This window comes from Burkholderia sp. Ac-20344, from assembly GCF_017104975.1.
In the GTDB taxonomy this organism is placed as follows: domain Bacteria; phylum Pseudomonadota; class Gammaproteobacteria; order Burkholderiales; family Burkholderiaceae; genus Burkholderia.
On the sequence record NZ_JAAGPP010000025.1, the window covers coordinates 37,369 to 50,820 of the forward strand.

Consider the following 13,452-nt stretch of genomic DNA (forward strand, 5'->3'; position numbering starts at 1 on the left):
ATGGAGTGGACAATATGGAACTCAACGATCTGAGGATCTTCGTCGCGACGGTCGATGCGGGCAGCTTCACGGCGGCGGCCGATCAACTGATGCTGTCCAAGCAGTTCGTCAGCCGGCGCACGATGGCGCTGGAGGCGTCGCTCGGCGTGCGGCTGTTGCACCGGAACACGCGCAACCTCGCCGTGACCGAATCGGGGCAGGAGTTCTATGCGCGCGCGCAGCGGATCCTCGCGGAGATCGCCGACGCCGAGCAGGCGATGTCGGTGCGCAGCACCGAGCTGCACGGATCGCTGAAGATCAGCGCGCCGCTGTCGTTCGGGATCACGCACGTGTCGCCGCTGATCGCCGAATTCCTGTCCGCGCACCCGGCCGTGCGGCTGAACATCGACCTGACCGACCGGCGCGTCGACCTGATCGGGGAGGGCTTCGACCTCGTGCTGCGGATCGGCTCGCTCGAGGACTCGACGCTGATCGCGCGCCCGCTCGGCGCGTGGCGGATGATCGCGTGCGCAAGCCCCGCCTACCTGAAGCGGCAGGGCACGCCGCAGACGCCGGCCGATCTCGCCGGCCATACGTGCGTGCTGTACGGGCGCGAGCGGCGCATCGGCTGGGAGTTCCGCGTCGACGGCGTCGCGCGCACGTTCGACGTGCAGGGGCCGCTCGTCGCGAACAACGGCGAAGTGGTGCGCGACGCGGCGATCGCGGGGCTCGGCATCGCGCTGCTGCCGGATTTCATCGTCGGCGCGGCGCTCGACAGCGGCGCGCTCGTGCCGGTGCTCGACGCGTATGCGCCGTCGCCGATCACGCTCAATGCGGTGTTCCCGCAGCATCGGGAAGGGTTCGTCACGCTGCGCACGTTCATCGGGTTTCTCGCGGAACGGCTCGGCGAGGCTGCGCCGGCGGGGAAGGGCGGGCCAGGCCGGACGCGGTAACGGACGCGGTAACGGGCCGGCTTGCGGTGAATGGAGGCGTTATTCTCCGCGGAATGTGCGGAGAATAATGCCCCGGCCATGACGAAGCGCGTTCTCCCGTCTTCCGGGGCGGACGCCGCTGGCCCAAGCGATTGCCCGCGTCTGGCACTATCCCGCGCCTTTTTGTCTTCGAATACTGGGGGCAGCTGCAGTTCACCGGGCTCGTCGCGGCGCTGAAGGGGCTCGGCTGGCATGTCGAGCCGCGGTACCTGATCTTCGTGTGCGCGGCGCTCGCGTTCACCCATATCGCGATCTCCGGCGTGCGCGCGTCGGCGTACATCGCGATCCTGAAGGACATCCTGATGCTGCTCGCGATCGTCGTGACGGGCGTGGCCGTCGCGTGGCAGGTCGGCGGCGTGCATCCGGTGTTCGACGCCGCGAGCCGGCAGGTCAGCAACACGATGAGCGGATCGCAGCTGCGCTTCTCGATGAGCACGATGCTGTTCCAGTCGCTCGGCTTCTACCTGATGCCGTTCGCCGCGCAGAATTTCTTCACCGCGCGCGGGCCGAATGCGATCCGGCGCACGCAGGTCGTGATGCCGCTCTATATGCTGATGTATCCGTTCCTCGTGATCGCGTCGTACTACGCGATCACCGCGAACCTGACGCTCGCGGCGCCGAACGACGCGTTCTTCGCCGCCGTCACGCACCTGCTGCCCGGCTGGCTGATCGGCCTCGTCGCGGCCGGCGCCGCGCTGTCGGGGCTGCTCGTGCTGGCCGGCATCTGCCTCGCGATCGGGCCGATCGTCACGCGCAACCTGATGCCGAACCTGCCCGAGTCGCGCCAGAAGCGGGCGGCGAAATACGTGATCGTCGGCTACCTGCTGCTGTCGATCGCGACCACGCTGCTCACGCCGAACCTGATGCTGACGCTGATCAACACCACGTACTATGGCGTCACGCAGTTTCTGCCGGGCGTGCTGATCCTGCTCGCGCGGCGCCGGGTGCGGCCCGTCGCGGTCGGGGCCGGAATGATCTGCGGCCAGGTGCTCGCGATGATCTTCTATCTGTTCCATGTCGACCTCGGCGGCATCAACCTCGGCCTCGTGTGCCTCGTCGTCAACGTGCTCGTCGTCGCGGCCGTGCATGTGATGCTGCACGGTCGTCCCGTCAAGCAATACGCCGTATCCTGAGCCATCGGCGTTCCGCCGCAAGGAGAGCCGCTTCCCATGCAAGCATCTGCAACTCCCGCCGCGCCCGTGACGGTGTTCACGGCGCGCCGCATCCTGACGATGAACCCGGCGCAGCCGTCGGCCACGCACGTCGCCGTGCGCGACGGCCGCATCCTCGCGATCGGCGATGCCGCCGACGCCGCCGCGTGGCACGCGCGGTTCGGCGCGTGCACGACCGACGACACGCTGCGCGACAAGGTGCTGATGCCGGGGCTCGTCGAAGGGCATTGCCACCTGATGGAAGGCGCGATGTGGGACGCCGTGTACGTCGGCTACTACGACCGGCGCGGCCCTGACGGCACGCTGTGGCCGGGCCTGCGCTCGCTCGACGCGGTGCTCGAACGGCTCGCGGAAGCCGAGCGCGCGATGACCGACGACGGGCCGCTGCTCGCGTGGGGTTTCGATCCGATCTTCTTCGGCACGGCGCGGCTGACGACGCGCGAACTCGATCGCGTGTCGGCGCGCCGGCCGATCGCGATCCTGCATGCGAGCGTGCACCTGATGAACGTGAACGGCGCGATGCTCGCGCGCGCGGGCATCGACGAGGACACCGACATCGACGGCGTGACGCGCGACGCCGACGGCCGCCCGACCGGCGAGCTGCAGGAGTTCGCGGCGATGCTGCCGGTCTACCAGACGATCGGCGGCAAGCTGGCGATTTCCGCGAGCGAGAAGCCGCACGCCGTCTGGAATTTCGGGCGCGTCGCGCGGCTCGCGGGCGTGACGACAGCCACCGATCTCGTCAACGACCTGTCGGCCGACGGCCACCGCACGCTGCACGAAGTCACTGCCGATCCGGATTACCCGGTGCGGATCGTGCCGGCGTTCGCGCCGCAGCGCAATCCGGCGCGCTCGGCCGACAGCGTGCTCGCGGAGATCGAACGCAATACCGCCAAGCTGCATTTCGGGCCGGTGAAGTTCATCGTCGATGGCTCGATTCAGGGCTTCACCGCGCGCGTGCGCTGGCCCGGTTACGCGGGAGGGCAACCGAACGGGCTGTGGCTGATTCCGCCCGCCCAGCTCGCCGACGTGTTCGAGCCGTTTCATCGCGCGGGGCTGCAACTGCACGTGCATACCAACGGCGACGAAGCGACCGACGTCGTGCTCGATGCGATGGCGACGCTGCTCGCGCGCCACCCGCGCCTGGATCATCGCCATACGCTGCAGCATTGCCAGATGGCGGACGCCGCGCAGTTGAAGCGCATTCGCGCGCTCGGGATGTGCGTGAACTTCTTCGCGAATCATCTGTACTACTGGGGCGATGCGCATGACAGCCAGACGATCGGCCCCGATCGCGCGAACCGGATGGATGCGGCCGGCTCCGCGCGGCGGCTCGGCATTCCGTTCGCGCTGCATTCGGATGCGCCGATCACGCCGCTGAATCCGCTGTTCACCGCGTGGTGCGCGGTGCAGCGCGAGACGGCGTCAGGGCGTGTGCTCGGCGAAGGCGAGCGGATTGCCGTCGACGACGCACTGCATGCGATCACGCTCGGCGCGGCCTATACGTTGCGGATGGATCATCTCGTCGGCAGCATCGAGATCGGCAAGTTCGCGGATTTTGCAGTGCTCGACGACGATCCGTCGGTATGTGCGCCCGCGCGCTTGAAGGAGCTCGCCGCGCGGCGCATCCGCTTCTCGTCGATGGAAGACGAAGGGCTGGCCGCGCGCGAAGGAGACGGCGTGATGGTGTTCATCGGGTTCATCGATGCCGCGGTAGAAGCCGCATTGCGCGACGGTATCGTGCAATGCAGCGTGACTGCCCCGACGGTTGCGCCGACATCGAACGTCGATTGATCGGCGTCGCGCATTCGGGTTAGGCTTCGGCGAGCAACGGCGTGCGCCGCATGCCGGGCCGGGCGCTTTTACCTCGAATGTCGCGTGCAGGTAGCTTCTACAGGCGCGCGATCCAGCGACGAGCCAAGCCGATGACCCTCCAGAACCGATCGAATGCGCGCGGGAAAACCGCGAATCCCGCCAGTCGTGCATCGCACATGCATCTGCGATCCATCGCGGCCGCCGCGTTGCTGCCGCTCGCTGCGCATGCCGCCGGCTTCGACTGCGCGAAAGCCGCGTCGCCAGCCGAGAAGACGATCTGCGCGGACGCCACGCTGTCGAAGCTCGACGGCGGCCTTGCGGCGGCGTGGAAGCAGGCACTCGCAAAGGGCGGCGATACGGCCGCGCTGAAGGCCGCGCAGTTGAAGTGGCTCAAGCAGCGCGACCAGTGCGGCGCCGACGCGCCGTGCCTGGGCGACCGCTACCGCGAACGGCTCGCGAGCCTGAACGGCAAGCCGCTGGCCGCCGACCGCTGGCAGCAGACGTGGTACATGACGAGCGACAACCCGTCGTTCGGCGGCGTGCTGACCTTCACCGGCACGCCGCCGCGCCTGCATTTCGAATTGGGCGGCAACAACGGCGCGAATACGGGCGGGCTCGACGGCGACATCGTGCTGCGCGGCGACAGCGGCACCTATCGCAAGGACACGTGCCGGCTCGATTTCGAACGGAAGGGCGGACGCATCGGTGTCACGCAACACGGCGCGGATTTCGATTGCGGTGCCGGTGCGGGCGTCTCCTACGGCGGCGAGTATGCAACCGCGTCGCAGTTCCAGGCGAAGCCGGCGGCCGACTTGCTGAGCCTCAAGGTCGTCGCCGACGCGACGCAGAACGCGACCGCGCACAAGCTGCTCGGCGCGGATTATCAGACGCTCGTCGACAACGTCAATTACAGCGCCGGCGAAAAGGATCTCGACGGCCTCGACACGCACGTGACGTCGTACTGGGTACGCGGCATCGCGACGACGAACGCGGCGATCGTGATGCGCCGCGGGAACGATCTGTGGATCGGGTTGCTCGTGTTCGACGCGCAGAACAACGTACGGATGCGCTATTACACGACCGTGCCGGCGTGGAAGAAAACCGTGCCGAAGACCATCGTCGCGTGGCACGACAATCTCGACAAGACGCTGCCCGTCGACGTGATGCCGTGACGAGCGGGCCGGGCGGCCGACACCGCCCGGCACGTCTTCATTTTTTTCGCGCCGCGCGCGCCTGCGCCGGCGGCGCAGCCGATTCCCGCGTGCGCAACTCCGGCAGCACGGCATGGCCGGGCCCCGTCGCGCCGTTCTCGAGCGCGTCGAGCAACGCCCGTGCGGCCTGGCGCCCGATCGCGTTCGTGTCGACCCACATCGTCGTGAGCGGCGGCTGGATCTCGCGCGCGAGCGCGATGTCGTCGAACCCGGTGATCGACAATTGCGCGGGCACGTCGATGCCGAGCGCCTGCGCCTCGAGCAACGCGCCCAGCGCGAGCGCGTCGTTGCCGCAGATCACGGCCGTCGGCCGCGTGGCCGCGTCGCTGTCGACGATCGCCCTCAGGCTCGCCCGCCCGAACGCGATCGTGGCCGCGCCTTCGTGCTGATGGACGGGGCGCACCGCGAGCCCGCGCGCGGCCAGCGTGTCGTGAATGCCGCGCAGGCGGGCCTGCACGCGGTCGTTGTCGGCCGACGGCTGCATGATGATCGCGAAATCGCGATGGCCGAGGTCGAGCAGGTGGGTGGTGAGCTGCGCGAACGCCGCGCAGTTGTCGAAGCCGATGCAGCAGTGCGGGCTGTCGTCGCGATACGCATACGTGACGACGTACGGCACGCGGTGCATCGCAAGCAGTTCGAACAGTTCCGGCGGATACGCTTCGCCGACCAGCGACACGGCTTCCACGCCGCGCGACAGCATCGCACGCACCTGGGCCAGCGCCTGCGCGGGATCGTAGTTCGAGCAGCCGAGGAACAGCGTGATGCCGTGCTCGGCCATGACCGTCTGCATGCCCGCGACCTGCGACGCGAACACCTGGTCGTCGAGCGTCGGAATGATCGCGCCGGTGATGTGGGTGCGGGTGGAGGCGAGCGCACGGCCCGCCGCGTTCGGAATCCAGTTCAGCGCGTGCGCCGCGTCGCGCACGCGCTGCTGCACGTCGGCCGACACCTTGCCGGGATCGTTGTACACGCGCGAGACGGTCGCGGTCGATACGCCGGCCAGCTTCGCGACATCGCCGAGCACCGAGCGGCCGCTGCCGCGGCGCGCCCGGGGCGCACCGGCGCGGGACGGAGGCGCGCTCATCGGCTGTCTCCCGGCGTGGCGGCGGTGACTGCGCCGCGCGTTGTCAAATGCGTCAATGTTTACCCCTAATTCGTGGTTGCGCCACTTGCATTCCCGCTCGGCCCTGTGAGAATGTAAGCGCTATCTTGACGTGCTTCCGTATTATGTCAGACCCATATTCTATCCATATCGTGAATTTTTCATCGACGACGGCCATTCCGGCCATTTTGTCCGCCGCAAATGTAAGCGGTTACATTCGGAAATGAGCGACGCCTATCCACCACGCATCGCCGTCGCCGGCAGCGTGAACATCGACCTCGTCACGCGCGCGCCGCGCCTGCCGGTGCCGGGCGAGACGCTGCTCGGCACGGACTTCCAGACCGTTCACGGTGGCAAGGGGGCAAACCAGGCGGTCGCGGCCGCGCGCCTGGGCGCGTCGGTCGCGATGATCGGCTGCGTTGGCAACGACACGTTCGGCGCACGCCTGCACGACGCGCTGGCGGCCGAAGGCATCGACGTGACGCACCTGGAGCGCGTTGCCGGCACGGCGACCGGGGTGGCCACGATCACGGTCGACGACAGCGGTGCGAACAGCATCGTCGTCGTGCCTGGCGCGAATGCGCGTCTCGATGCCGACCGGATCGACGCGGCGCGCGAAGCGATCGCGGGCGCCGCGCTGCTCGTGTGCCAGCTCGAAGTGCCGGTCGCTACCGTGGCGCGCGCGATTGCCTGTGCCTCCGCGCACCACACGCCGGTGCTGCTCAATCCCGCGCCCGCGCAGCCGCTGTTCGACGCGCTGCTGGCACGGGTCGACTACCTCGTCGTCAACGAAACCGAAGCCGAGTCGCTGACCGGCATTGCCGTCGGCGACGACACGTCGGCCGTGCGCGCCGCCGATGCGCTGCGCGCGAAGGGCGTCGGCAACGTGCTGGTCACGCTCGGCGCGCGCGGCGTGTGCTGGCGCGGCGGCGCAGGCAATGGCCGCCTGCGCGCGATGTCGGTGGTCGCCGTCGATACGACCGCGGCCGGCGACACGTTCGTCGGCGGCTTCGCGGCCGCCCGCGCGGGCGGCGCATCGATGGACGACGCGATCGGCTTCGGCCAGCGCGCCGCCGCGATCAGCGTGACGCGCTACGGCGCGCAGACCTCGATCCCGACGCGCGAGGAAGTGGCGCGCATGGAACCGTGAATTCCGCATGAGACGGACAGGCCGGAACCGGCCGATATCAGTGATATGGAGACAACCGACATGAACGAAAGCCAACCTGTTCCTCAAGCACCGCCGCGTATCCGGCGCGGGCAACGCATCGCGCTCGCGCTGTTGATGGCGAGCGGGATCGTCAACTACCTCGATCGCGGCACGCTGGCCGTCGCGAGCTCGGCGATCCGAGGCGATCTCGGCCTGTCGCTCGCGCAGATGGGGCTGCTGCTGTCGGCCTTCTCGTGGAGCTATGCGCTGTGCCAGTTCCCGGTCGGCGGGCTCGTCGACCGCATCGGCCCGCGCCGGCTGCTTGGGATCGGCTTGATCGTGTGGTCGTTCGCGCAGGCGGCGGGCGGCATCGTGTCGACCTTCGGCTGGTTCATCGTCGCGCGCATCGTGCTCGGCATCGGCGAGGCGCCGCAGTTCCCGTCGGCCGCGCGGGTGGTGAGCAACTGGTTTCCGCTGCGTGCGCGCGGCACGCCGACCGGCATTTTCAACGCCGCGTCGCCGCTCGGCACCGCGCTCGCGCCGTTGCTGCTGTCGATTCTCGTCGCGTCGTTCGACTGGCGCTGGGCGTTCATTGTGACGGGCGCAGCCGGTCTCGTCGTCGCCGTCGTCTGGTTCGCGCTGTATCGCGATCCGGTGCGCGCGCAACTGTCTGCCGCCGAGCGCAGCTATCTCGATGCCGATGCGCAAAGCGCGGTCGCCGCACCGAAACTGACGTTCGCCGAATGGCGCAGCCTGTTCTCGCACGGCACGACCTGGGGGATGCTGATCGGCTTCTTCGGATCCGTGTACCTGAACTGGGTGTACCTGACCTGGCTGCCGGGCTACCTGACGATGGAACGGCACATGAGCCTGATCCGTACCGGCTTTGCCGCGTCGGTGCCGTTCCTGTGCGGCTTCGTCGGCTCGCTGGTCGCCGGCTGGCTGTCGGATCTGGTCACGCGCCGCAGCCGTTCGCCGGTCGTGAGCCGGCGCAATGCGGTAGTGGTCGCGATGCTCGGGATGGTCGCGTTCACGATTCCCGCCGCGCTCGTGCAGAGCAACACGGTGGCGCTCGCCTGCATTTCGGTCGTGATCTTTCTCGCGAACGCGGCGTCGGCCTGCTCGTGGGCGCTCGCGACGGCGGCCGCGCCGCCGAGCCGTATCGCGTCGCTCGGCGCGATCCAGAATTTCGGCGGTTTCATCGGCGGCGCGCTTGCGCCGATCCTGACGGGCATCATTGCGCAGAAGTGGTCGTTCGTGCCGGCGCTGCTGACGGCCGCGGCGATCGCGTTCGCCGGTGCCATGGCCTACCTGCTGCTGGTGCGCAAGCCGATTCCCGAGCAGGCCGCGAACGCCGCGCCCGGGCCGTTGCCGGCCTGAGCACGCGGTATGCCCCCCCGCATTCACTGAAGCAAGGAGAAACAGATGCAACACCCGCAGCAATCGAACGTGACCATCGAGGGCATCGTCCCGGTGATGCTGACGCCGTTCGACGATGCCGGCGCGATCGACTACGCCGGGCTCGAGCGGTTGATCGAGTGGTACCTGGCGCACGGCGCCGATGCGTTGTTCGCGGTCGCGCAGTCGAGCGAGATGCAGTTCCTGAGTCTGGCCGAACGCGCGGAACTCGCGCGCTTCGTGGTCGAGCGGGTGGCCGGGCGGGTGCCCGTCGTCGCGTCCGGGCACATCAGCGACGATCTCGACGCGCAGGTCGCGGAGCTGTGCGCGGCGGCCGAATCGGGCGCGCAGGGCGTCGTGCTCGTGACCAACCGTCTCGATCCGCAGCGCAAGGGCAGTGCCGCGTTGCTCGACCATCTTCACCGGCTGCTCGCGCGGTTGCCGTCGGATCTGCCGCTCGGCCTGTACGAGTGTCCGGCGCCTTACCGGCGGCTGCTGTCGGATGACGAGCTGCGCGCGTGCATCGACACGGGCCGGTTCGTGATGCTCAAGGACGTGAGTTGCGACCTGGAGACGGTGAAGCGGCGGGTCGCGCTCGCCGACGGCTCGCCGCTGAAGATCCTCAACGCGAACGCCGCGATTGCGTGGGATGCGATGAAGGCGGGTTCCGCCGGCTTCAACGGCGTGTTCACCAACTTCCATCCGGATCTGTACCGGTGGTTGCGCACGCAAGCCCATACGAATCCGGCGCTGGCCGACGAGCTCTCGACGTTCCTCGTCGTCTCGGCCGTGTCGGAGGTGCTGGGGTACCCGGCGCTCGCGAAGCTCTATCACCAGCGGATCGGCACGTTCGGGTCGATCAAGTGCCGCGCGATCGACTACGATGTGCGTGAACGATTCTGGGCGCTCGATGCGGTGCTCGACAAGATCGTGGCCGGCACCGAGCATTTCCGCCGGCGGATCGCTGCGTAATTGCGCACGCGGTGTGCCGTTCGAGTCGTGCGGTGCGCGACGGCATGGCATGGCGTGCCGGGCAGGCGGGTGCCTTCGCTTGCATGAGTGCGTTGGAAAGCGCGCGGTAGCGTCGCGCGCTGGCCGCAAGCTCGGTCGGCAGGTTGCGATGCGTCGCGTACGCGTTGCGGCCAGCGGCGTTCCTGGCGTATCTGCCATGCTCCGGATGGTGTGAACCCGGCGCGGCGTTCGGGCCGAACGCGTAACGCGGCGAACCTGCCGGGATTTTCAATGCTGTCGAAGGCGGCGGCAAAGCCGCCTGTCGCGGTCGGCCGCCGCACTGAATGGCCGTTGTCACGAACGACCGTGTACCGCCGACACGACGCCGTCGCACGGCGCCATCTTCATCCATCTCATCGCACCATCGCGCCGCCCGCGAGCCGCGAGCCGCGAGCCCCGAACGCAACGCCGCCGCTCGTCCCGTCGACCCGTTGTGCCCCGCGATCTGCCGCCGCCGCCGGCTGACCGGCGCATGTCCACGTCGGACGACAAAAGCACACAAATCTGATCAAACCGTCGCACCGTTTCTTGTAACGATTCGTAATATCGCGCCGCCGAGCGCTTTTTGCCGACGAACCGTTGAATCCGCATCCGCTTCCCATGCAACACGTCACGACGACAAGCCCGCCACCGATCCTGGCGGCGCCGGTTGATGCCATGCTGCACGCCGTGATCGACGAGGTCGTCCACCGCAGCGTGTCGGAAGCGACGACGCGCAGCGGCTACATGCGATGTGCCGACTACGCGATCGTCGGCGCGCAGGTGCTGACGCTGCTGACCGGCACGCCTTATCGGCCGTACGCGGGCGGCGAAGTGCTGGATTTCGGCGGCGGCAACCTGTATGCGCTGTGCACGACGCGCGAGCGGCGCCGCACCGCGCGGCATCTGTCGCAGCTGGCGAGGTATCACTGCTGGATCGAGGCGCGTCACGACGATATCGGCGGCCGTGCGCGCAAGGAAATCGTCGATTTCACGCTGCGCCACGACGAGACCGTCGCGAGCAATCTGGGGATGCCGTTCGCACGTGCGCACCAGGCGTATTTCTGGGGCTGGGACGACGAGCACACGGTACCGGCCGAACTGCACGATCATCCGGTCTTCGCGAAACAGGGCCCCGTGTGGCGCTGGGCGGAGCGTGAATGCACGTCGCTGCTGCGCGCCTACGAGCGCGAACGGCCAGGTTATTTCGGCCGTCAGGTGTCGCGTGCGATCGACTTGTTCGCCGATCGCGTCGAAGGTCTCGGCTGACGGCACGCCCGATTCGGGCGAACCGCGGGCAGGCTGCCTGCCGCGATGGCGCAGAGCGGGGAACGGAACCCGGCGCATGCGTGCGCACCGCCGGGCGTGAGCGACGTTTCCAGGCGCGACACCGTGCGCGGCGGCGCGAGCCGGTCGATCCATTGACCGGCGGCCGCCGCCACGATCATCGGGCGGCCCGGACGCCCGTCACTTGTTCGCCAGCGTGCCGTTGCTGTTGGCGCCGCCGAACAGCCGCGTCAGGTACTGCGTGTTCGAGTTCATCTTGGCCATCAGCGTGTTGAGCGCCGTGAACTGCGCCTGGTACTGCTTGGTCAGTTGTGCGGCGTAGTCGGCCAGGTCCGTCTGCTGCTGCGTGACGCGCTTCAGGTCGGCGCTCAGCGCGTTCGTGCGCACTTCGATCATCCCGCCTTTCTTCGTGAAGGGCGCGATCTGCTCGGTCAGGCGCGCGCCCATCCCGTTGGTCGAGTTGAACAGGCGCGCGACCCCCGACGGGTTGTTGGTCAGCGCACTGTCGAGCTTCGCGCTGTCGACCTTCAGCGTGCCGTCCTTCTCGAGCGAGATGCCGATCGCCAACAGGTTCGTGTGCCCGTTGCCGTTCTCGTTGGGGACGCCGCGCGCGACGATCGACGCGAGCGAGTTGCGGATCGTGTTCAGCGTCGAATCGCCGATCAGCGCGCCCTGCGAGCTTGCCCCTGCCGTGTAGCTCGACAGCGCGCCCGTCGTCTTGACGACGGTGTTGTACAGGTTCACGAAATTCGTGATCGTGGCCGCCTGCGACTTCGTATCGGTGCTGACCGTCAGCGTCTGCGTATCGGTCGCGCTGACCGCGGCCGCCGACAGGTTCAGCGTGACGCCGCTCAGCACACCCGATACCGCGTTGTTCGCGCTGGTCGACGCGATGCCGTTGAGCGTGAACTTTGCGTCCTGCGCGACGGCGCTTTGCCGCCACGCGGCCGCGCTGTTCGCCGAATCGATCTTCGACGCGCCGCCGGCCGTGTCGGCCGTCGACGTGACGCCGAGATTCGACAGCCCGTTGTCGTTGGCCACGTTGCCGACCGCGACGCTGATCGCGTTTGCCGAGCCCGTCTTCGACGACGCGAGCACGAGGTGTGCGCCGTCGGTGCCGTTGATGACTGTCGCGCTGATCCCCGGATTGTTCGATGCGGAGTTGATCGCGGCCGCGATGCCCGACAGCGTGTTGTTCGTGCCGTTGACGTCGACCTTGAACGACTGGCTGCCGAGCGACAGTGTCAGCGTGCCGGTGCCGAGCGCCTTGCTCCCGTCGAAGCCCGACGAAGCCAGCGCCTGCGCGGTCGCGATCTGCGTGACGCCGATCGTGTAGGTGCCGGCCACCGCGCCCGCACCCGCCGTCGCGGTCAGGCCCTTGCCGCTCGCGACCGCGGTGAAGGTCGACTGCAACCCGCCATTCGTCAGCGACGTGAGGCCCGCCTCGAGCGCACCCAGCGCCGACGACAGCGCGCCGAATGCGGAGATCTGCGTGGTGCCGGTTGCCTGCGACGCGGCCAGCGCCGCGGCCCGGCCGGCCGTCTTCGCATTGACCAGCGTCTTGACGAGCGAACCGATGTCCATCGACGGATTGCCGGTCGAGCCGTTGATGATCGATTGCGCCGCCTGTTGCAACAGGCTGTTTGCGTTCGCGCCGCTGGTCACGGGCGTGTTCGTTGCCATGGGTGGTCTCCGGTTGAAAAGCGATCCCGTGACGAGCGGCTGCCGAGACGGGCTGCGGCGATTCGCCTGCAGGCCGTCTCCGGCGCGACGCATTCCGGGGTTCACGGGAGTGTCGGGAAAACGTAAGGACGTGCGCTATCGTATATTTAAATCGGTATTACTTGGTCATTTTTTGTAATGATTGTTGAGAAAAATGCAGACGGGAGTGGGGTGGAGCGGTGTGACCTAAAGGTCGGCGATTTTTTGCCGTAAACATACCGCTTTGATTGTATTTATTAAAGAATTGTTGCCGATATTTAAAAACTGCTGGCGGCATGAATGTTTGATGGAGGTTTTTTCGCATTCTCCGCTAAACACTGAGTCGATCGGTGGTGTGCGGAAGACGCTATTTCTGGCCTGAAGCGGGATGAAATCCTTGTCAGATGGACGACATACGCGGTTGGTGACATCAACCCGTATGCCCGTGAAACGTTTTTGTTTGCCAATGCGTATTTCCGGGTCATGTGTCTTTTTATGAAACAGGACGAGCCGTCGATTGCAATGTCGGTCGAGTTGCTGGAATGAAGTAGATCAATATGATTTGCGTATCAACCATGGTGATGAATAACATCCGTGACGCGCGGTTGTGACTGATTCGTGTCAATTGAGGTTGAACATATCGATCGAATCACGT

8 protein-coding genes and 2 pseudogenes are annotated in these 13,452 nt (G+C 67.4%); 8 read left to right on the top strand and 2 right to left on the bottom strand.

What is annotated here, in order from left to right:
* The first annotated feature begins 14 nt into the window (after window positions 1-14).
* From G3N64_RS11270 to G3N64_RS11285, 4 genes and pseudogenes are all read left to right on the top strand, one after another.
* Window positions 15-932 carry a LysR family transcriptional regulator gene (locus tag G3N64_RS11270; protein WP_205784027.1) on the top strand — a complete coding sequence of 306 codons (918 nt, stop codon included), beginning with the start codon at window positions 15-17 and terminating at the stop codon, window positions 930-932.
* Window positions 933-1,024: 92 nt separating this feature from the next.
* Window positions 1,025-2,104 (top strand): annotated as a pseudogene (locus G3N64_RS11275) (sodium:solute symporter family protein); the annotation flags it as partial.
* A gap of 36 nt (window positions 2,105-2,140) precedes the next feature.
* Window positions 2,141-3,754: pseudogene (locus G3N64_RS11280) on the top strand (amidohydrolase); the annotation flags it as partial.
* Window positions 3,755-4,134: 380 nt separating this feature from the next.
* A complete protein-coding gene (locus G3N64_RS11285) occupies window positions 4,135-5,130 on the top strand; it encodes a lysozyme inhibitor LprI family protein (RefSeq protein ID WP_241020895.1) in 996 nt (331 codons plus the stop codon).
* Window positions 5,131-5,167: 37 nt separating this feature from the next.
* Here the strand turns inward: G3N64_RS11285 and G3N64_RS11290 are convergent, their stop codons facing one another.
* A complete protein-coding gene (locus G3N64_RS11290; RefSeq protein ID WP_205784029.1) occupies window positions 5,168-6,253 on the bottom strand; it encodes a LacI family DNA-binding transcriptional regulator in 1,086 nt (361 codons plus the stop codon).
* Window positions 6,254-6,494: 241 nt separating this feature from the next.
* Between G3N64_RS11290 and rbsK the strand changes: the two genes are divergently transcribed.
* From rbsK to G3N64_RS11310, 4 genes are all read left to right on the top strand, one after another.
* On the top strand, window positions 6,495-7,421 hold the full coding sequence (gene rbsK, locus G3N64_RS11295; protein WP_205784030.1) for a ribokinase: 927 nt from the start codon (window positions 6,495-6,497) through the stop codon (window positions 7,419-7,421).
* Between the two features lie 60 nt (window positions 7,422-7,481).
* Window positions 7,482-8,801: an MFS transporter gene (locus tag G3N64_RS11300; protein WP_205784031.1), complete on the top strand. Its 1,320-nt coding sequence runs from the start codon at window positions 7,482-7,484 to the stop codon at window positions 8,799-8,801.
* Between the two features lie 45 nt (window positions 8,802-8,846).
* Window positions 8,847-9,791, top strand: coding sequence for a dihydrodipicolinate synthase family protein (locus G3N64_RS11305; protein WP_205784032.1), 945 nt, complete (start codon window positions 8,847-8,849; stop codon window positions 9,789-9,791).
* A gap of 639 nt (window positions 9,792-10,430) precedes the next feature.
* Window positions 10,431-11,078 (top strand): hypothetical protein, encoded by a 648-nt coding sequence (locus tag G3N64_RS11310; protein ID WP_205784033.1) that lies wholly within the window; start codon window positions 10,431-10,433, stop codon window positions 11,076-11,078.
* A gap of 198 nt (window positions 11,079-11,276) precedes the next feature.
* Here G3N64_RS11310 and fliD read toward each other — a convergent pair whose 3' ends face one another.
* Window positions 11,277-12,779 carry a flagellar filament capping protein FliD gene (fliD, locus tag G3N64_RS11315; protein ID WP_205784034.1) on the bottom strand — a complete coding sequence of 501 codons (1,503 nt, stop codon included), beginning with the start codon at window positions 12,777-12,779 and terminating at the stop codon, window positions 11,277-11,279.
* Window positions 12,780-13,452 lie beyond the last annotated feature (673 nt).

Coding starts and splice junctions, on each gene's coding strand:
- G3N64_RS11270 (WP_205784027.1), top strand. CDS start 15: ATGGAACTCAACGATCTGAGGATCTTCGTCGCGACGGTCGATGCGGGC.
- G3N64_RS11285 (WP_241020895.1), top strand. CDS start 4,135: ATGCATCTGCGATCCATCGCGGCCGCCGCGTTGCTGCCGCTCGCTGCG.
- G3N64_RS11290 (WP_205784029.1), bottom strand. CDS start 6,253: ATGAGCGCGCCTCCGTCCCGCGCCGGTGCGCCCCGGGCGCGCCGCGGC.
- rbsK (WP_205784030.1), top strand. CDS start 6,495: ATGAGCGACGCCTATCCACCACGCATCGCCGTCGCCGGCAGCGTGAAC.
- G3N64_RS11300 (WP_205784031.1), top strand. CDS start 7,482: ATGAACGAAAGCCAACCTGTTCCTCAAGCACCGCCGCGTATCCGGCGC.
- G3N64_RS11305 (WP_205784032.1), top strand. CDS start 8,847: ATGCAACACCCGCAGCAATCGAACGTGACCATCGAGGGCATCGTCCCG.
- G3N64_RS11310 (WP_205784033.1), top strand. CDS start 10,431: ATGCAACACGTCACGACGACAAGCCCGCCACCGATCCTGGCGGCGCCG.
- fliD (WP_205784034.1), bottom strand. CDS start 12,779: ATGGCAACGAACACGCCCGTGACCAGCGGCGCGAACGCAAACAGCCTG.